Below are 18,079 nucleotides of genomic sequence, written 5' to 3'. Positions count from 1 at the left end.
GGAATCCGCCTCTGTAATAACGGGTTTTGCCAAGAATTCTCGTCGAATATAGCCAGCAATACAGTGAAATGCACTGGTAGTGGCTCAATATACTGCGCGGAATTTCGATCAAGATATCAAACGTCAGCGAGAAATCGCGGCAAGGGAGCAAACCATGCGAGTTCTGGTGTTGGGCAGCGGTGTGATTGGTACGACCAGCGCCTACTATCTAGCCCGTGCCGGCTTTGAGGTGGTGGTTGTGGATCGCCAGGCCGCGCCGGCCATGGAAACCAGCTTCGCCAACGCCGGCCAGGTTTCGCCAGGCTACGCCTCGCCCTGGGCCGCACCGGGTGTTCCCTTGAAAGCCATCAAGTGGCTGCTGCAACGCCACGCCCCGCTGGCCATTAAAGCCACCGCCGATATCGACCAATACCTGTGGATGTTGCAGATGCTGCGCAACTGCACCGCCAGCCGTTATGCGGTGAATAAAGAGCGCATGGTGCGGTTGTCTGAATACAGCCGCGACTGCCTCGACGAGCTGCGTGCCGAAACCGGCATCGCCTATGAAGGTCGCAGCTTGGGCACCACTCAGCTGTTCCGCACCCAGGCACAGCTCGATAACGCCGCCAAAGACATCGCCGTGCTGGAGCAATCCGGTGTGCCGTATGAACTGCTGGACCGAGACGGCATTGCCCGCGTTGAACCGGCGCTGGCTGGCGTGACCAATATTCTCGCCGGCGCCCTGCGTCTGCCTAACGACCAGACCGGCGACTGCCAGATGTTCACCACCCGCCTGGCGCAAATGTGCGTGGACCTGGGCGTCGAGTTCCGCTTCGGCCAAAGCATCGAAGGCCTCGACCACGCTGGCGACCGCATCAACGGCGTGTGGGTCAACGGCAAACTGGAAACGGCTGATCGCTACGTGTTGGCGCTGGGCAGCTACTCGCCGCAATTGCTCAAGCCGCTGGGCATCAAAGCCCCGGTGTATCCGCTCAAGGGTTACTCGCTGACCGTGCCGATCACCAATGGCGATATGGCACCGACCTCCACCATCCTTGATGAAACCTACAAGGTCGCCATCACCCGTTTCGACAACCGCATCCGCGTCGGCGGCATGGCGGAAATTGCCGGCTTCGACCTGAGCCTGAACCCGCGTCGTCGCGAAACCCTGGAAATGATCGTCAACGATCTGTACCCACAAGGCGGCAACCTGGCCCAGGCCGAGTTCTGGACCGGCCTGCGCCCGACTACGCCGGACGGCACGCCGATTGTGGGTGGCACCTCGTATAAAAACCTGTTCCTGAACACCGGCCACGGCACCCTCGGTTGGACCATGGCCTGTGGCTCTGGTCGTCTGCTGGCTGACTTGATGGCGAAGAAACGCCCGCAAATCAGCGCCGAAGGTCTGGATATCTCCCGTTACGGCCATTCCAAAGAGAGCCACAAACATGCCAATCCAGCGCCTGCACACTGAAACCCGCTACAGCGAAATCGTCATCCACAACGGCACGGTCTACCTGGCCGGCCAACTGGCTGACAGCTACGCAGGCGATGCCGCGCAGCAGACCCGCGAAACGCTTGCCAACATCGACCGCTTGCTCGCCGAGGCGGGTACCGACAAGAGCCGCATTCTGTCGGTGACCATCTACCTCAAAGACATGGCCAGCGGTTATGCCGGCCTCAATGCCGTGTGGGACGCCTGGGTAACGCCGGGCACTGCGCCTGCCCGGGCGTGCGTTGAAGCCAAGCTGTACACCGACGAAGCCTTGGTGGAAATGACCGTCATCGCGGCGCTGCCGTAACACCGTTTCTAGCCCTCGACCTTTAGAAGACTCGCTGCCATGCGTCCCGCCCGCGCCCTGATTGACCTCGCTGCTCTGCGTCACAACTACCGCCTTGCCCGTGAACTGACCGGGGCCCGCGCCCTGGCCGTGATCAAAGCGGACGCCTACGGGCATGGCGCGGTGCAGTGCGCGCAGGCGTTGCAAAGCGAGGCCGATGGTTTTGCCGTGGCAGCCATTGAAGAGGCGCTGAGCCTGCGCGCTGCGGGAATTACCGCGCCGATTTTGTTGCTCGAAGGGTTTTTCGAGGCCGATGAGTTGGCGTTGATCGTCGAGCATGATCTTTGGTGTGTGATTCACGCGCCGTGGCAGTTGGAAGCACTGGAACGTACGACGCTGCGCAAACCGTTGCAGATTTGGCTGAAGCTTGACTCAGGCATGCACCGCGTTGGCCTCTTTCCCGAGCAGTACCAAGACGCTTATCGCCGCCTGCAAGCGAGCGGCAAGGCGGAAAAAATCGTGCTGATGACGCACTTCTCTCGCGCCGATGAGCTGGAGAATCCGCGCAGCGAAGAGCAAATGGCCGCTTTCGCCCAAGCCCGCGAGGGGCTACAGGCCGACGTCAGCCTGTTTAATTCGCCGGCGATTCTTGGCTGGTCGTCACGTTTTCCCGCGCTGCAAAAGACCGACTGGGTCCGCTCCGGACTGATGCTGTATGGCGCCAGCCCGTTCGAAACTCCGCACGACCACGCCGCGCGCTTGCAGCCGGTGATGACGCTGGAGTCGAAAATAATCAGCGTGCGCGAATTGCCAGCCGGCGAGCCGATTGGCTACGGCGCCCGGTATGTCACCGAACAACCGACGCGGGTCGGCGTTGTGGCCATGGGGTACGCCGATGGCTATCCGCGCCATGCGCCAAGCGGCACGCCGGTGGCAATCGACGGGAAGTTGAGTCGGCTGATCGGTCGGATTTCGATGGATATGTTGACCGTCGATCTCACCGGTTTGCCTAAAGCCGGCGTAGGAAGTCGGGTGGAACTGTGGGGAAAACAGGTACTTGCCAGCGATGTTGCCGCTGCGTCTGGGACTATTCCTTACCAGCTGTTCTGTAATGTGCGCCGCGCGCCACTCGTCTATTCCGGGGCCTAGCGCCAGGCCTGAACAGGATTGCCATGCAAGTGTTGTAAATACTGAACGCTGTTGCGATGATGCGCCCTCAAATCGGAATTTTCCCAAGGGGGCTCTATCATTGGACGTCGGCGTTCGACTGCAATCTATTCGCAAGCTTAAAGGCCTGTCTCAGCGTGAACTCGCCAAACGCGCGGGCGTCACCAACAGCACCATTTCCATGATCGAGAAGAACAGCGTGAGCCCCTCGATCAGTTCTCTGAAGAAGGTGTTGGCGGGCATACCCATGTCGTTGGTCGAGTTTTTCTCCCTCGAAGTGGAACAGGACAACCACACCCAGGTTGTTTACAAAGCGAGCGAACTGGTCGATTTGTCCAGTGGCGCGGTCACCATGAAATTGGTCGGCAAGGCGCACCCCAGCAGGGCCATCGCCTTTCTTGACGAAACCTATCCGCCAGGCTCTGACACCGGTGACGAGATGCTCACCCACGAAGGTGAAGAATCGGGTCTGTTGGTGGACGGCCGTCTGGAACTGACGGTGAGCGGCGAGATTTATATCCTCGAAAGCGGCGACAGCTACTACTTTGAAAGCAGCAAGCCGCATCGCTTCCGTAATCCGTTTGAAGAGCCGGCGCGGCTTATTTCAGCCACCACGCCCGCCAATTTCTAAGAAACTGCGACAGGATGGCGTGTTTCGACACGCCGACCTAATCGGTATACTGACGCCCGCTCGCGCAACCGTGGCCGCGAGCGTGACTAGCCACGATAGAGGGTGTACGCGTGAACCTAATTAAGAAAATGCTGGCGGCGCATGTCGCTGTGTTGGCCCTCTGGGCGGTCAGCGCTCAGGCTGCGACGACCAATGACGACATCGCTGCGCGACTGAAGCCAGTGGGTGAAGTCTGCATCCAGGGCGAAGAATGCAAAGGCGTTGAAGCCGTTGCGGCTTCTGCTGGCGGCGGCGCAAAAACGCCGGACGACATCATCGCCGCCCACTGTGGCGCCTGCCACACCGCCGGCGTACTGGGCGCCCCAAAAATCGGTGACACAGCTGCCTGGAAAGACCGCGCCGACCACCAAGGCGGCCTCGACGGCCTGCTGGCAAAAGCCATCACCGGCATCAACAGCATGCCGCCTAAAGGCACCTGTGCTGATTGCAGCGATGATGAGCTGAAAGCCACCATCCAGAAAATGTCCGGCCTGAAGTAAGGTTTGGAGTTCAAAAAACCGCCCTCGGGGCGGTTTTTTTATGCGCCGATCGGCTGCGCGTCGGCATTGCTGCGTTGAAATTGATTGTTGAATGCTCATTGGCTAGAGCCAACTGCGCTTCAAAAACCAATTTCGCCTTGCACTGCTCGAGCTCGCTCGATCTCAACCGAGCAAGGCCCCATCCACACATCGGCGAGGGTGGGCATTCATTTTTCAGCGAAACGGGCGTCATCCCTGCGTTTTTGCAGTCACACTCCACAAGCCAACTTATGGAGATTGACCTGTGGCTCTTAGCTCTCTGGACTATGCCGTCGAACAGATTCTGCAGCGCATCGAGGGACCGATTCATCTCGGTCTGCCACTGGGCTTGGGCAAGCCGAATCGGCTGGTGAATGCGTTGTATCAGCGCATCAAGGCGATGCCCCATCGCTCGCTGACCATTTACACCGCACTGTCCCTTGGCCGTCCCCATGCCAGCAGTGATCTTGAGCAGCGCTTGATGGCGCCGTTTCTGGAGCGGGTGTTTGGCAATTATCCAGAGCTCGATTACCTGAAAGACCAGCGCCGCGGCGAGCTGCCGGACAATATCCACCTGCAGGAATTTTATTTGCAGCCCGGCAGCCAACTGCAAAATCCCAAGGCGCAGCAGGCGTACGTTAGCCTCAACTACAGCCAGGTGGCGCGCGATCTGAATCGCAAGGGCATCAACGTCGTCGCGCAGTTGGTGGCCGCAGATGCTGCCCGCCCTGATCACGTCAGCCTGAGCTGCAACACCGATATCACCCTCGATTTGTTGCCGATGCTGCACGCGCGTAAGCAGGCCGGTGAGACGATTGTCTGCGTGGGTCAGGTTCATGCTGATCTGCCGTATATGCCGGGCGATGCCGAGCGGCCGCTGGATGACTTCGATGTGCTGGTCGAAGCCGGCGAGCCCAGCACCTTGTTCTCCACGCCGAATATGCCGGTGGGCGTCGCCGATCACGCCATTGGCCTGTACGCCAGCAGCCTGGTGCGCGATGGCGGCACCTTGCAGATTGGCATTGGCTCGATGGGCGACGCGGTGACAGCCGCGTTGTTAAATCGCCAAGGCAACAATGGCGGTTACCAGGCGGCGTTGCAGGCCCTTGATATTGGTCGTTGGGGTGAGTTGGTGGAACGCTTCGGTGGGCTGCAGCCTTTTGCCAAGGGCCTGTATGGGTGCAGTGAAATGCTGGTGCCGGGCCTGGTGGCGCTGTTCGATGCAGGCATCGTGCGGCGCCCGGTATTTGCTGATGAGCGCTTGCAGCAATTGGCGAACGCGGGTGTGGTGGATGAGCACGGTCATCTCAACCTCGCCGTGTGGCCAAAGGCCGAGCCCGCCATTGCCCTCGATCAGCCGCTGGTCTCCTGGTTGCAAGAGCAGGGCATGCTTGAAGCAGGCGTGCGCATCGAAGCACAGCGAGTGCGCTTGCCGGATGGCCGCACCGTGTCTGCCGATCTAACCGATCCGGCGTGCGTGAACGCTTTGCAGGAGTACCTGAAACCGACCACCGCTGGCGTCTGTGTTCACGGCGGGTTCTTTCTCGGCCCTCAAGCGTTCTATCGGCGCTTGCAACAGCTCAACGTTGAGCGCCGTTCGCGCATCGGCATGACCGGCATCAGCTACATCAATCGGCTATACGGCCAGGAAGACCTCAAACGGTTGCAGCGCACACAGGCGCGATTTATCAACAGCGCCTTTTGCGTGACGCTGCTCGGCGCCAGCGCGGCCGATCAACTGGAAGATGGCCGTGTCATCAGCGGCGTCGGTGGGCAGTACGATTTCTTCGCCCAGGCCCATGAGCTGGACGATGCGCGCGCCATTCTGATGCTGCGCAGTTGGCGCGAAGCCGATGGTGAGGTGAGCTCCAATATCCGCTGGGACTACGGCCACACCACCATCCCTCGGCACTTGCGCGACATTGTCATCACCGAATACGGCATCGCCGACTTGCGTGGCAAGAACGACGCTCAGGTGATCGCCGCGTTGCTGCAAATTGCAGACTCGCGTTTTCAGGATGAGCTGATCAAGCAGGCGCAGGCGGCGGGCAAATTGGCGGAGGATTTTGTGCTGGACGAGGCGTTTCGCGACAACACGCCGGAGCGTTTGCAGGCGTGTTACGAGGAGCACAAAAACCTGTTCGCCGAATATCCGCTGGGCTGCGATTTCACCGACGAAGAACAGGATTTGCTGCGCGCGCTGCGCTGGCTGAAGAGCAAGCTCAAGCTCAGCGAAGTGTTGGAGTTAGGCAAGGCGGCGTTGTTTGATCAGCCGGAGCCAGGGGTGTTTGACGCGCACTTGGAACGCTTGCAGTTGGCGCAGCCGGATGGGATTAAGGAGCAGCTTTATCAGAAATTGGTGCTGGCGGGGTTGCAGGCCACCGCGCCTTGACGCGGTGCCCCGTTTGAGCGGCAACCGTTACTCGAGAAATTCGACCTTGCCGCCTTCCAGCGATTTGATCCGCGCCAGGGACTCGATCCAGTAACCCTGCGAGTCGAGTTCTTCGCGGCCTTTCTGGAAGGATTTTTCGATCACCACACCAATGCCCACAATGGTCGCGCCGGACTGCTTGATCAGGTCGATCAAACCGTGCGCGGCGCGGCCGTTGGCGAGGAAGTCGTCGATCAGCAATACGCGGTCGGTGGGCAGCAGGTGTTTGGCCGACACGGCGATGGTGCTTTCGGTTTGCTTGGTGAACGAGAACACCTTGGACACCAGCAGGTTGTCGGTCAGGGTCAGCGACTGGTATTTGCGCGCGAAAATCACCGGCACACCCAACTCCAGGCCCGCCATGATCGAGGGGGCGATGCCCGACGCTTCGATAGTGACGATTTTGGTGATGCCCTGATTTTTGAACAGATCCGCAAACGCCTGGCCGATTTGCTGCATCAGGCGTGGGTCGATCTGGTGGTTCAGAAAGGCGTCGACCTTGAGCACTTGGTCGGACAGCACCACGCCTTCTTCAATAATCTTCGTTTTCAGCGCTTCCATCTCAAGGCTCTCGTTTTAGCGGTGCAGGTTAGTAAACGCAGGGGCGCCCAGCGGCGCCCGACTATTTTTTCATCATGGCGCGGATGTCGGCCAGGGCCGCGTTGCCGCGTACTGCTTTGACCTCCACGGGGGTGTCTTCCAAGCCTTCCCACGACAAATCTTCGGGCGGCAATTCGTCGAGGAAACGGCTCGGCGAGCAGTCGATGATCTCGCCGTACTGTTTGCGTTTGGCCGCAAAGGTAAAGGCCAGCGTTTGCCGCGCGCGGGTGATGCCCACGTAGGCCAGGCGGCGTTCTTCCTCGATGGTGTCGGCTTCGATGCTGGAGCGGTGGGGGAGAATTTCTTCTTCCATGCCGATGATGAACACGTACGGAAATTCCAGGCCTTTGGATGCGTGCAACGTCAGCATTTGCACGCCCTCGGCGCCTTCTTCCTCTTCTTGCTGACGCTCGAGCATGTCGCGCAACACCAGCTTGCCGATGGCGTCTTCGATGGTCATGTCGCCGTCTTCGTCGCGCTCAAGGGTGTTCTTCAGCGCATCGATCAAGAACCAGACGTTGCCCATCCGCGCCTCGGCCACCTTGTCGCTGGAGGCGTTCTGGCGCAGCCAGTTTTCGTAATCAATGTCCATGACCATGCTGCGCAGCACGGCAATCGGCTCGTTCTCGGCGCACTGCTGGCGAATCTTGTCCATCCAGTGTTTGAACCGTTGCAGGCGCTCGCTGTAACGGCTGTCCAGGTGCTCGCCCAGGCCCATTTCATCGGCCGCGTTGTACATGGAAATCTTGCGCTCGGTGGCGTAGTTGCCGAGCTTTTCCAGGGTGGTGGAACCGATTTCGCGGCGCGGCACGTTGATCACGCGCAGAAAGGCGTTGTCGTCATCGGGGTTCACCAGCAGGCGGAAGTAGGCCATTAAATCTTTCACTTCCTGGCGCGCAAAAAAGCTGGTGCCGCCCGATAAGCGATAGGGAATCTGGTGGTGCTGAAGTTTCAGCTCCATCAGTTTGGCTTGGTAGTTACCGCGATACAGGATCGCGAAATCGCTGTACGGCCGGTCGGTGCGCAGGTGCAGGCTGAGAATTTCCATAGCCACGCGTTCGCATTCGGCGTCTTCGTTTTTGCAACGAATCACGCGGATTTCATCGCCATGGCCCATCTCGCTCCACAGCTGTTTCTCGAAGGCGTGCGGGTTGTTGGCGATCAGCGTGTTGGCGCATTTGAGGATGCGGCTGGTGGAGCGGTAGTTCTGCTCAAGCATCACGACTTTGAGCGAGGGAAAGTCCTCTTTCAACAACATGAGGTTTTCCGGCCGTGCACCGCGCCAGGCGTAAATCGATTGGTCGTCATCGCCCACCACGGTGAACTGATTGCGCATGCCCACCAGCATTTTCACCAGCAGGTATTGGCTGGCGTTGGTGTCCTGGTACTCGTCCACCAGCAGATAACGCACTTTGTTCTGCCACTTTTCCAGGATGTCGGCGTGGTCTTGGAAGAGTTTTACCGGCAGCAGAATCAGGTCATCGAAGTCCACCGCGTTGTACGCCTTGAGCGTGCGCTGGTAGTGCATATAGACGATGGCGGCGGTTTGCTCTTTGGGATTGCGCGCGTTTTCCAGCGCTTCGGGCGGCAGGATCAGGTCGTTCTTCCACGAGCCGATGTAGCCTTTGATCTCATCGATACCGTCGTCGCCCGAATACTCTTTTTGCATGATGTCGCTGAGCAACGCCTTGATGTCGCCGTCGTCGAAAATCGAGAAACCAGGCTTGTAACCGAGGCGGGCGTACTCTTTACGGATGATGTTCATGCCCAGGTTGTGGAAGGTGCATACGGTCAGGCCGCGCCCTTCCACGCCTTTGAGCAAGGAGCCGACGCGTTCTTTCATTTCTCGCGCGGCCTTGTTGGTAAAGGTCATCGCCACGATGTGTTGCGCGCGGATGCCGCACTGTTGAACCAGGTGGGCAATTTTGCGGGTGATTACGCTGGTCTTGCCAGAACCGGCGCCGGCGAGCACCAATAGTGGGCCGCCGACGTAGTTCACGGCTTCTTGCTGCCGGGGATTGAGTCGGGACATCGTCGTTGTATCGCAGGAAAGTGGGCGCGCATTTTAGCAGGCCTGATGCACAATGCCTTAACCGTCTGGATACTGTGACGCACGCCATACTGACCGCGTGATGGTCTTGGTTATTTCAGATAATGCAGTACGCTAGTGCCTCATCAGCGGGGGCTGATGAGGAATACATCGCACAGGATGTGCGCAAGAGACGCCGATAACGGCGCGAAAGGGCGGTAGAACCGCCATGTGAAATGCTTTTGGGGGAAGTCGTTTGTCCGCGCATGTTGAAACCTTGCGTATTGTCCTGCTGGCCGAGACGCCAGATTGGGCGGCGCTGTTGCGCGAGCATTTGGCCGCGATGGGCCACCCGTCGGCGCTGATTACCGCACCTTCCTGGGTGGCCGCCAGTGGCCTGTTCGATGATCACGCCCACGGCCTTCTGTTAACCACCCCTCGCCTTCAGCCTGCTCCCGGCAGTTGCCCGTTGCCTACCGTTCTGTTGCTCGAACACGAGCCGGCCGAGCCGCCGGTTGGCATCAGCGATTGGCTGGTGCGCGAGACGTTGAGCGCCGATACCCTGCGCCGCTGCCTGCGTTATGTGCGCGAGCACGGCGTGCTTAAAGACACGCTTCAGCGCCTGGCCGAGCAAGATCCGCTCACTGGCATCGCCAACCGCCAAGGCTTTCAAACCCTGCTCACCGCGCAATTGGCTGAATTCAAAGGCCGTGGGCTGGCGCTCGGGCATCTGGATCTCGACAACTTCCGCCACGCCAACGATGCGCTCGGCCACCAAGCCGGTGACCGCCTGATTCTGCAGGTGGTGGCGCGGCTCAAAGCGCAACTCTCCGTAGATGATCATCTGGCCCGTTTAGGCAGCGATGAATTCGCCTTGCTGTTGGATATTCGCCGCGACCCCAAGCGCGCCGAGCGCATGGCCGAGCGCATTACCGAAGCATTGTCCGAGCCGTATTGGGTCGATGGCGAAAGCCTGCTGATCGGCTGCAGCCTCGGCGTGGCGCACGCCCGTGCCGACGCGGGTGCCGATCCGCTGATGTGGCACGCCCATATCGCCATGCAACAAGCCAAGAGCCAGCAGGGTTGTACCTTTCACGTGTTTGACGAGCGCATCAACCGCAACGCCCGCAGTCTTGCCGACCTGGAAAGCGAACTGCGCCGTGCCTTGCGCCGCGATGAACTGGAGCTGCATTACCAGCCGCGCCTGTGCCTGAAAACCGGGCACATTCTCGGCCTTGAAGCGCTGGTGCGCTGGCGCCACGCCGAGCGCGGGTTGCTGGCGCCTAACGAGTTCGTACCATTGGCCGAAGAGAGCGGGCTGATTGTGCCGCTGGGTTACTGGGTTATTTCGCGCGCGTTGCGCGATATGCAGTGGCTGCGCGGGCGCGGTTTGCCGGCGCTGCATATGGCAGTGAACCTGTCGTTTCGCCAGTTTCAGGACAGTCAGTTGCTGAGCACTCTGGCGCGTCTGATCGAGGAGCGCGGCGTTGACGCGCAGTGGCTGGAGTTCGAACTGACCGAAACTGCCGTGATGCGCCGCAGTGATCACGTGCAACAAACCATGAAGGCGCTGGGCAAACTCGGCGTGCGTTTTTCCCTTGACGATTTCGGCACCGGTTTTTCATCGTTCGTGCACCTGAACAACCTGCCGATCACCATGTTGAAGATCGACAAGAGCTTCGTCGGCGGCATGGATAACCGCCCCGAGAATCGTCAGTTGGTGCGGGCGATGATCAATCTGGCGCACAACCTTGAACTCGCCGTGGTGGCCGAAGGCGTGGAGAACGCCGAGCAGTTGGCGCTGCTGCGTCAGTTCGGTTGCGATCAGGTGCAGGGTTATCTGGTCAGCAAGCCTCTGCCCCTGGCCGATCTGGCGCGTTTTCTGGTGTTTGGCAATCGTCAGGCGATGTTGTCGATTTAATCGCCAGCAATCCTGCGGTTTTCCATTCGAACCCAAGCGTCAGGCCCAGCGCCGCGCAGGCCAGGCCGGCGGCTAATCCCCACCATACGCCCTGCGCGCCCCAACCCCAGTGAAACGCTAGCAGCCAGGCGGCTGGCGCACCGACAGCCCAATAACAAACCAGCCCAACAAAGAACGTGGTTTTGGCATCTTTTAAACCGCGTATCGCGCCCATGGCGATGGTTTGAATGCCATCGAACAGCTCAAACCAGGCGGCGATGGCCAACAAACTGACCGCCAGGGCGACGATGTTGGCGAACGCGGGATCGCTGGCATCCAGAAACAGATCAACTACCGCGTAGGGCGCTAGCCAGAACAGCAGCGCGAAACCGAGCATGCAGCAACCGCCAATGGCGATTCCCAGGCGGCCGGCCCGACGTGCATCGGCCAGCCGACCCGCGCCGAAGTGTTGCCCGATACGGAAGGTCACCGCGTAGGAAATGCCCACCGGCACCATAAACGCCACGTACACCGACTGCAGCGCAATTTGGTGCGCCGCCAGTTGCGTACTGCCCAGTGCGCCCATGCACAGCGCGGCGAAGGCAAACAACCCGGATTCCACGGCGTAGGTGCCGCCAATCGGCAGGCCCAGGCGCAGCAGCTCTTTCATCGCCGCCCGATCCGGGCGCAGCAGTCCGGCAAACACCGGATACGACCGATAAGCCCGATGGCGCATCACATGCATCGCCAGCAGCAGCGCCATAACGGTGCTGACGATGGCAGTTACCAACCCAATTCCCGCCAGACCCAAATGCGGCAGGCCGAACAGGCCGTGAATCAGCGCGTAGTTAAGGCCCAGATTTGCCACCGCGCCGCCAATGCTGATCGCCATCACCGGACCTGCTCGGCCCAAGGCGCTGGTAAATCCGCGCAGCGCCATAAAGGTCATGTAACCGGGCAGGGCGAACGCCAGTGTGGAAAGGAACTGCTCGGCGCCGTGCACGCTCTCGGGCGACTGACCAAACATCAACAGAACCGGGCCCAGGTTCCACAGCAGAACACCTGCCGCTACCGCCATGGCCCAGCCGAGCCACAAGCCGTTCTGGCTGATGTGCACCACGCCGCGGGCATCGTTGCTGCCGTGGCGAATCGCAACCAGGTTGCCCACGGCGGCAATGACGCCAACGCAGAAGATTGAAACGAACGAATAGCTCGCCGCGCCAAGCCCGCCGCCTGCCAGTTCCGCAGGGCCGAGCAGGCCCATCATTACTGTGTCGGTAAACACCATCATCACGTGCGCCAATTGCGCGGCGATCAAGGGCCCTGCCAAACGCAGGATGGCTTTCAATTCGGCTCGGGTGGCGTTGGGCATGATGAGTCTGACTCAAACTAAAAAGGCGCCCGCTTTACGCTGGCGTTATTAAGAGCCGCCATCTTGCGAGAGAAAACGGGACGCCACAAAAGGATAAAAACGATGCCAGACATGACTTAAACTCATGCCTTGTCGATAAGGAATTGCGTGATGACACAGCGTCTTCCCGGTTTATATGCCTTGCGCGCCTTTGAGGCGGCGGCCCGTCACAGCTCGTTCACACAAGCGGCGCAGGAACTGGCCATCACTCAAAGCGCCGTAAGCCGGCACATTCGTACGCTTGAAGAGCATTTCGGCTGTCGTCTTTTTCAGCGTGCCGGCCGAACGTTACAGCTCACGGAGGCGGCTCGCCTGTTGCTGCCTGGCATACGCGACGGCTTCGCGGCGCTTGAGCGGGCGTGCGCCACGTTGCGCACCGACGAAACCACGCTGCGACTTAAAGCCCCGTCAACGCTGACGATGCGATGGTTACTGGCCCGGTTGTCGCGTTTTCGCCTGCTTGGCGACGGCATGGAAGTGCAACTGACCAGCGCCTGGATGGATGTCGATCGGGTGGACTTTCAGCAAGAGCCCTTCGATTGCGCGATATTGCTGGGTAAGGGCGAATTTCCCGAGGACTGGGAAAGCGTGCCGCTATTTGCTGAGTGGCTGATTCCTGTTTGCGCACCGGAAGCGATGGGCCAGGCGCCTTGGGATGTGTCGCGATTGCAGCAGGCGCAACTGCTTCATCCCACTCCCGACCGTCGCGACTGGCGGCGTTGGCTGGAAGCGATGGGGTTGGCCGAGCAGATTCCGCTCAAGGGCGGGCAGGTATTCGACACATTGGAGCTGGGCATGGTCGCCGCGGCGCGCGGCTACGGCGTTTCGATTGGCGATCTGGTGATGGTGGCTGAAGACGTCGCCCATGGCCGGCTAGCATTGCCATGGCCCAGCGCAGTGGCCAGCGGCGACAGTTATTTTCTGGTGTGGCCTAAGGCCCGCCGCGGCCAGGCGCGCTATCAACGACTGCGCGATTACCTGTTAAGCGAGGTGCACGCTATGCAGTTACCTGACGTCGTACATCTTCTGTAATCTTTGATCGGTAATTATGCGACGGAGTGCTGGCTAAATGCCGCTTTTTATTTGACGCACGATTTCACTCAAGTATTCTTCGCGCCCCGCCGAACACCTATGTAAGCAGGCTGCCTTCCACAAGCGGGCGGCCTTTTTTCTGCTTTTATAAGGAAGCGGTTCCACAGCCGTATTACCCCACGGAGATGTACATGTCCCAGCCCCGCTCTCGCATTGCCTGGCAGCTAGCGTCTGCTTTGGCCGTGATTCTGGTGTTGTTGATTGGTCTGAGCACCTTGTTTGCCCTGCGCTCATTGAGTAACGCGACGCTGGCAACCCGCGAAGAACACCTAGGCAGCGAAGCGCGTCTGCTGGCCGACCAATTAAGCACCTTCCATGACAGCCTGCGCGAAAGCACCCAGCGTTTGGCAGGGCTGTTCGAACAGCGTTTTCGCGAGGGGCTGAATGTACACGCCGATGAGCGTGTGGCGGTCGGCGCGCTGCAGACGCCGGCGCTTTACCTGGGCGATGTGCGCCTGAACAACGAATTCAATGAGGTGGACGAGTTCCGCAACCTCACCGCCGGCGTGGCGACCGTGTTTGTGCGCGATGGCGACGAGTTCATTCGGGTCACCACTTCCCTGACCAAGCAGGACGGCAGCCGCGCCATCGGCACCGCGCTCGATCACGCGCACCCCGCGTACCAACGTTTGCTCGGCGGGCAAAACTATGTGGGCCGCGCCCTGTTGTTCGACCGCTTCTACATGACGCAGTACACGCCGGTGGCTGATCCGTCGGGCCGCGTGATTGCTGTGTTGTTTGTAGGCTTCGATTACACCGCCGCGCAAAACGCGCAGTTCGAAAACCTCAAGCGTTTCCGCATCGGCGCTACCGGCTCGTTGGCGTTGCTCGATGAGCAGAAACATTGGCTGGTGCCGCCAGCTGGTGCTCAGCAACCCGAGAAAGCCATCGAGACGATTGCGTCGCTGGCAACCAAGCCGGGCGAAGGCGAGTTTTGGGACGACGGTGAGCAGTCGTTCTACAGCGTTGCCATGCCTTTTACTGGCGGGCCGTGGACGGTATTGGCCAGCATGCCCAAGGCCGAAATCGAAGCGGTGACCTGGCACGTCGGCAGTCAACTGGCTATCGGCAGCCTGATTACGTTGCTGTTGGCCGTGGGCGCTGTGATCTGGTTGCTGCGCCGTAAGCTGCGGCCTTTAGGCGACTTGGTTGAGCAGGCGCAAGCCCTCGGCAACGGTGACCTCAGCGTGCGCCTGAATATCACCAGTCACGATGAAATTGGCGAACTCGCTCGTAACTTCAACCAGATGGGCGAAGCCCTGTCGACCATGGTCGCGCGTATTCGCGGCGCAGCTGAAAACGTCAGCAGCCGGGCGCAAGCGTTGGCTGGGTTGTCGTCCGGCGCTTATGAAGGCATCGAGCAACAGTCCGGTGAAATCAGCAGCATGGCGGGCGCCGTCGAAGAGTTCAGCGCCACCTCGCTGAACATCGCCGACAACATGCGTCACACCGAACGCCTGGCCAACGAAAACTCGCAGCAAACGCGCATTGGCCGCACTTCCATGGAAGAAGCGTCGAGCGCGCTGGAGCAGATTTCCAGTTCCCTCAATGGCACCGCCGACGTCATCAACACGCTTGGTCAGCGCTCCCAGGAAATTGGCGGCATCGTCAGCGTGATTACCTCCATCGCCGACCAAACCAACTTGCTCGCACTCAACGCTGCGATCGAAGCGGCACGTGCCGGCGAGCAAGGCCGGGGCTTTGCCGTGGTCGCCGACGAAGTGCGCAGCCTCGCAGGCCGCACCCGTGACGCGACCAATGAAATTTCCGCCATGATCCAGAGCATTCAGGGCGAAACCAGCAGCGCCATCGCCACCATGGAGCAAGGCAAAGTGCAGATGCTTGACGGCTTGCAGCGCAACGCCAAAGTCGCTCAAGCACTCACGCAGATTGCCGAGCAAAGCCAGGCGGCCGGCGAACAGTTTGCCGCCATCACCACTGCTACCAGCGAGCAGAGCAGCACCGCCACAATGCTGAGCAGCAACCTGCAAAGCATCGCCTTGGCCAACAGCGAGCAGCACGAAGTGATCACCAACCTCGCCGAAACCGCCAGGGAATTGGATCAGTTGGCCGCAGGGCTGCGCGCTGAGGTAGGGCGATTCCAGTAACCCAACGAATATAAAAATCCCCGGCATTGTCCGGGGATTTTTTTATGCAGCGGTTATCACCAGGCAACCTTGGATGATGCGCACGCGGATCATGCTGTTCACCTCGAACCCCGCCTGCTGCAACCACAGGCCTTTGAGTTGAATCCAGGGTATTTGCTTGGGCAGCGCATGGATGCTCTCGCGCTTACCGGGCGCCACGTAATCGGCGGAGATTTTGAGCTGCCGCTCGGTAAATTGCGGAAGGATCACTTGTTGAATAGTCATGGGCAGACTCCTGCTCTAGGTGGCTTGGCCGGTCGGGGTGCGGGATCGCACGGGGCCATGAGCTGCACTATGGGCATTCGCGAGCTGTATATCCATACACTATTGCCGGGCGTGGTACAGGCTGGGGCTGAAGCGGGGCGGGGATAAATCCTCGAAGTTCGCTTACTCCTGAGGAGCGCCCCGGTATTGCAGGGCTTCAGCGAGGTGTTCGCGGGCGATCGCTGAAGCGTTTTGCAGATCGGCCAGCGTGCGAGCCACCTTTAAAATGCGGTGGGCAGCACGCAACGACAAACCGAGGCGCTCGCACGCCGTTTCGAGCCAGGCCTGATCGCTTTGCAGCAACGCACAATGTTCGCGCAAGCCGGGCAGGTCGAGAAACGCGTTGGCAATGCCTTGTCGCTCTATCTGTAGAGTTCTGGCGTGCGCCACTTGAGCGGCCGCCGTGGCGGTTGAAGTATTGGACGATGTGGTGGCGTGCAACACCGTGGTTTCACGAGCAACCGTTACATGCAGGTCGATACGATCCAGTAGTGGGCCGGACAGTTTTCCTCGGTAGCGTTGCAGTTGCTCCGTACTGCACCGGCATCGCCCGCTTGGGTCGCCCAAGTAGCCGCACGGGCAGGGATTCATGGCGGCTACCAATTGAAAGCGCGCCGGGAAGTGCACTTTGTCTTTGGCCCGGGCGATGACGATATGGCCGCTTTCTAGCGGCTCGCGCAGGACCTCAAGTACGCGTCGATCGAACTCGGGAAGCTCATCCAGAAACAGCACGCCGTGGTGCGCCAGGGTGATTTCGCCGGGCTGAGGTCGACTACCTCCGCCGACCAATGCCGGCCCTGACGCGGTGTGGTGAGGATGGCGAAACGGCCGTAGCGGCCAGGCGCTCATCGGCGTGTGGCTGGCGACCGATTGAATGGCCGCCACTTCGAGTGCTTCCTGCTCATTCAGCGGTGGAAGAAGCCCAGGAAGTCGGCTGGCAAGTAGCGTCTTGCCGGTGCCTGGCGGACCGCTTAAAAGCAGGTTGTGGGAGCCTGCGGCAGCCACCAGCAGCGCCCGTTTCGCGGCGATCTGCCCTTGCACTTCGCAAAGGTCTGGGTAGGGCGCGCATTGACGCAGAAGCCCCTTTGCTTGGTAGGGCGCAATGGGCGTGAGCCCATTGAAGTGCGCTGCCAACTCCAGCAGATGATCAGCAGCCAGCACCGTCAGGCCCGACGCCAAGCTGGCTTCTTCGGCGTTGCAGCGCGGCACTACCAAGGTGCGTCCTGCGGCGCGCACGGCAAGCGCTGCCGGCAATACGCCCTGTACTGGGCGCAAAGCACCGGACAGCGCCAGCTCCCCCAGGCATTCAATATGTTCCAGCGCGGCCACGGGAACCTGACCGCTCGCGGCCAGTATTCCGAGCGCAATGGCCAGGTCGAAGCGCCCGCCATCTTTAGGTAAATCGGCCGGAGCGAGGTTTAAGGTGATGCGACGTTGGGGAAATTCGAAGGCGCAATTCAGAATCGCGCTACGCACGCGGTCCTTGCTTTCTTTGACGGCGGTTTCGGGCAAGCCCACTAGGGTCAACGAGGGCAAGCCGTTGGCCAAGTGCGCTTCGACGATAACGGAAGGGGCTTGTACGCCGACTTGGGCGCGGCTATGGACGATAGCCAGAGACATGGATCACTCCTTGATCACATGCCGCTCAGTCCGAGTGGATTACTCGCTGGGCGGCGTTAATTTTTCTTCCAGTTCAGCAACCTTCGCCTCAAGCGCTTCAAGGCGTGCACGGGTGCGGGCGAGCACGGCCATCTGGCTGTCGAATTCTTCGCGGCTGACCAAGTCGAGCTTGCTGAAGCCGCTTTGCAGCAGCACTTTGAACTGGCTTTCGAACTCGCTGCGCGGCAAGGGGGTTTCGCCATTGAACAGGCGCGAGGCGTGGGTGCTGAGGGCGTCGAGAAGGGCTTTAGGCGGCAGCATAGGAAGGTTCCAAATAGGTCGGCCGGCAGTGTAACACGCAGCATCACGGCGCCAGGGCGAGGGGTTTTGCACGGTTTTGGCGCGCGGCCGAAGCCAGGCCTGCACCGTTGTTGAGCGTGACTCGCCCGGGCGCTTTGGTCACGAGGGCGCTTTGACTCAATAACCCGCTG

Annotated in this window: 15 protein-coding genes and 1 pseudogene; 10 read left to right on the top strand and 6 right to left on the bottom strand. The window is 60.2% G+C overall.

From position 1 onward, the window contains the following. The first annotated feature begins 154 nt into the window (after window positions 1-154). The 6 genes from dadA to ACZZ0Q_RS21810 all read left to right on the top strand — a co-directional run bounded on the left by dadA (window position 155) and on the right by ACZZ0Q_RS21810 (window position 6,507). Window positions 155-1,453, top strand: coding sequence for a D-amino acid dehydrogenase (gene dadA / locus ACZZ0Q_RS21835; protein WP_463540817.1), 1,299 nt, complete (start codon window positions 155-157; stop codon window positions 1,451-1,453). Then, a complete protein-coding gene (locus tag ACZZ0Q_RS21830) occupies window positions 1,428-1,781 on the top strand; it encodes a RidA family protein (protein ID WP_122497554.1) in 354 nt (117 codons plus the stop codon). The genes dadA and ACZZ0Q_RS21830 overlap by 26 nt, the downstream gene beginning before the upstream one ends. 39 nt (window positions 1,782-1,820) lie before the next feature. Then, a complete protein-coding gene (gene alr, locus ACZZ0Q_RS21825) occupies window positions 1,821-2,909 on the top strand; it encodes an alanine racemase (protein ID WP_463540818.1) in 1,089 nt (362 codons plus the stop codon). A gap of 100 nt (window positions 2,910-3,009) precedes the next feature. Continuing rightward, window positions 3,010-3,558, top strand: a complete 549-nt coding sequence (locus ACZZ0Q_RS21820) for a cupin domain-containing protein (protein ID WP_122497550.1) — start codon at window positions 3,010-3,012, stop codon at window positions 3,556-3,558. A 110-nt stretch (window positions 3,559-3,668) separates the two neighbouring features. Continuing rightward, window positions 3,669-4,097, top strand: coding sequence for a c-type cytochrome (locus ACZZ0Q_RS21815; RefSeq protein ID WP_463384504.1), 429 nt, complete (start codon window positions 3,669-3,671; stop codon window positions 4,095-4,097). A 283-nt stretch (window positions 4,098-4,380) separates the two neighbouring features. Then, window positions 4,381-6,507, top strand: a complete 2,127-nt coding sequence (locus ACZZ0Q_RS21810; RefSeq protein ID WP_463540819.1) for an acetyl-CoA hydrolase/transferase C-terminal domain-containing protein — start codon at window positions 4,381-4,383, stop codon at window positions 6,505-6,507. Window positions 6,508-6,534: 27 nt separating this feature from the next. On the opposite strand, the gene ACZZ0Q_RS21805 is transcribed toward ACZZ0Q_RS21810, so the two are convergent. Together ACZZ0Q_RS21805 and rep are read right to left on the bottom strand one after the other, a co-directional pair. Then, a complete protein-coding gene (locus ACZZ0Q_RS21805; RefSeq protein WP_463540820.1) occupies window positions 6,535-7,107 on the bottom strand; it encodes a xanthine phosphoribosyltransferase in 573 nt (190 codons plus the stop codon). Window positions 7,108-7,168: 61 nt separating this feature from the next. Further along, on the bottom strand, window positions 7,169-9,178 hold the full coding sequence (rep, locus tag ACZZ0Q_RS21800; protein ID WP_463560919.1) for a DNA helicase Rep: 2,010 nt from the start codon (window positions 9,176-9,178) through the stop codon (window positions 7,169-7,171). Window positions 9,179-9,431: 253 nt separating this feature from the next. Here rep and ACZZ0Q_RS21795 point away from each other — a divergent pair, with 253 nt between their 5' ends. Then, complete coding sequence (locus tag ACZZ0Q_RS21795; RefSeq protein WP_463560917.1) at window positions 9,432-11,096, top strand: putative bifunctional diguanylate cyclase/phosphodiesterase; 1,665 nt, start codon at window positions 9,432-9,434, stop codon at window positions 11,094-11,096. On the opposite strand, the gene ACZZ0Q_RS21790 is transcribed toward ACZZ0Q_RS21795, so the two are convergent. After that, entirely contained in the window at window positions 11,020-12,447 is a 1,428-nt protein-coding gene (locus ACZZ0Q_RS21790; RefSeq protein WP_463540822.1) for a NorM family multidrug efflux MATE transporter, read from the bottom strand. The genes ACZZ0Q_RS21795 and ACZZ0Q_RS21790 overlap by 77 nt on opposite strands. A gap of 150 nt (window positions 12,448-12,597) precedes the next feature. On the opposite strand from ACZZ0Q_RS21790, the gene ACZZ0Q_RS21785 reads away from it, so the two are divergent. The 3 genes and pseudogenes from ACZZ0Q_RS21785 to ACZZ0Q_RS21775 all read left to right on the top strand — a co-directional run bounded on the left by ACZZ0Q_RS21785 (window position 12,598) and on the right by ACZZ0Q_RS21775 (window position 15,686). Then, window positions 12,598-13,518, top strand: a complete 921-nt coding sequence (locus ACZZ0Q_RS21785; RefSeq protein ID WP_463540823.1) for a LysR substrate-binding domain-containing protein — start codon at window positions 12,598-12,600, stop codon at window positions 13,516-13,518. Between the two features lie 185 nt (window positions 13,519-13,703). Beyond that, a pseudogene (locus ACZZ0Q_RS21780) lies at window positions 13,704-14,831 on the top strand (Cache 3/Cache 2 fusion domain-containing protein); the annotation flags it as partial. Then, the gene (locus ACZZ0Q_RS21775) at window positions 14,826-15,686 is read left to right on the top strand and encodes a methyl-accepting chemotaxis protein (protein WP_463561044.1); all 861 of its coding nucleotides are present in this window, start codon (window positions 14,826-14,828) and stop codon (window positions 15,684-15,686) included. The pseudogene ACZZ0Q_RS21780 and the gene ACZZ0Q_RS21775, both read left to right, overlap by 6 nt. A 42-nt stretch (window positions 15,687-15,728) precedes the next feature. On the opposite strand, the gene ACZZ0Q_RS21770 is transcribed toward ACZZ0Q_RS21775, so the two are convergent. The 3 genes from ACZZ0Q_RS21770 to ACZZ0Q_RS21760 all read right to left on the bottom strand — a co-directional run bounded on the left by ACZZ0Q_RS21770 (window position 15,729) and on the right by ACZZ0Q_RS21760 (window position 17,909). Then, window positions 15,729-15,950, bottom strand: a complete 222-nt coding sequence (locus tag ACZZ0Q_RS21770) for a SymE family type I addiction module toxin (RefSeq protein WP_463540824.1) — start codon at window positions 15,948-15,950, stop codon at window positions 15,729-15,731. A gap of 162 nt (window positions 15,951-16,112) precedes the next feature. Then, window positions 16,113-17,609, bottom strand: coding sequence for a YifB family Mg chelatase-like AAA ATPase (locus ACZZ0Q_RS21765; RefSeq protein WP_463540825.1), 1,497 nt, complete (start codon window positions 17,607-17,609; stop codon window positions 16,113-16,115). A gap of 39 nt (window positions 17,610-17,648) precedes the next feature. After that, window positions 17,649-17,909 (bottom strand): accessory factor UbiK family protein, encoded by a 261-nt coding sequence (locus ACZZ0Q_RS21760; protein ID WP_122497530.1) that lies wholly within the window; start codon window positions 17,907-17,909, stop codon window positions 17,649-17,651. Window positions 17,910-18,079 lie beyond the last annotated feature (170 nt).

Source organism: Pseudomonas sp. AC070 (assembly GCF_979258635.1).
Note: the sequence above shows the minus strand (reverse complement) of the source record. Positions and strands in the feature narration are given on the sequence as shown.

What these genes read in the sequence shown, in the direction of transcription:
- dadA (WP_463540817.1), top strand. Translation starts at nt 155, where the DNA reads ATGCGAGTTCTGGTGTTGGGCAGCGGTGTGATTGGTACGACCAGCGCC.
- ACZZ0Q_RS21830 (WP_122497554.1), top strand. Translation starts at nt 1,428, where the DNA reads ATGCCAATCCAGCGCCTGCACACTGAAACCCGCTACAGCGAAATCGTC.
- alr (WP_463540818.1), top strand. Translation starts at nt 1,821, where the DNA reads ATGCGTCCCGCCCGCGCCCTGATTGACCTCGCTGCTCTGCGTCACAAC.
- ACZZ0Q_RS21805 (WP_463540820.1), bottom strand. Translation starts at nt 7,107, where the DNA reads ATGGAAGCGCTGAAAACGAAGATTATTGAAGAAGGCGTGGTGCTGTCC.
- rep (WP_463560919.1), bottom strand. Translation starts at nt 9,178, where the DNA reads ATGTCCCGACTCAATCCCCGGCAGCAAGAAGCCGTGAACTACGTCGGC.
- ACZZ0Q_RS21790 (WP_463540822.1), bottom strand. Translation starts at nt 12,447, where the DNA reads ATGCCCAACGCCACCCGAGCCGAATTGAAAGCCATCCTGCGTTTGGCA.
- ACZZ0Q_RS21785 (WP_463540823.1), top strand. Translation starts at nt 12,598, where the DNA reads ATGACACAGCGTCTTCCCGGTTTATATGCCTTGCGCGCCTTTGAGGCG.
- ACZZ0Q_RS21775 (WP_463561044.1), top strand. Translation starts at nt 14,826, where the DNA reads ATGGGCGAAGCCCTGTCGACCATGGTCGCGCGTATTCGCGGCGCAGCT.
- ACZZ0Q_RS21770 (WP_463540824.1), bottom strand. Translation starts at nt 15,950, where the DNA reads ATGACTATTCAACAAGTGATCCTTCCGCAATTTACCGAGCGGCAGCTC.
- ACZZ0Q_RS21765 (WP_463540825.1), bottom strand. Translation starts at nt 17,609, where the DNA reads ATGTCTCTGGCTATCGTCCATAGCCGCGCCCAAGTCGGCGTACAAGCC.
- ACZZ0Q_RS21760 (WP_122497530.1), bottom strand. Translation starts at nt 17,909, where the DNA reads ATGCTGCCGCCTAAAGCCCTTCTCGACGCCCTCAGCACCCACGCCTCG.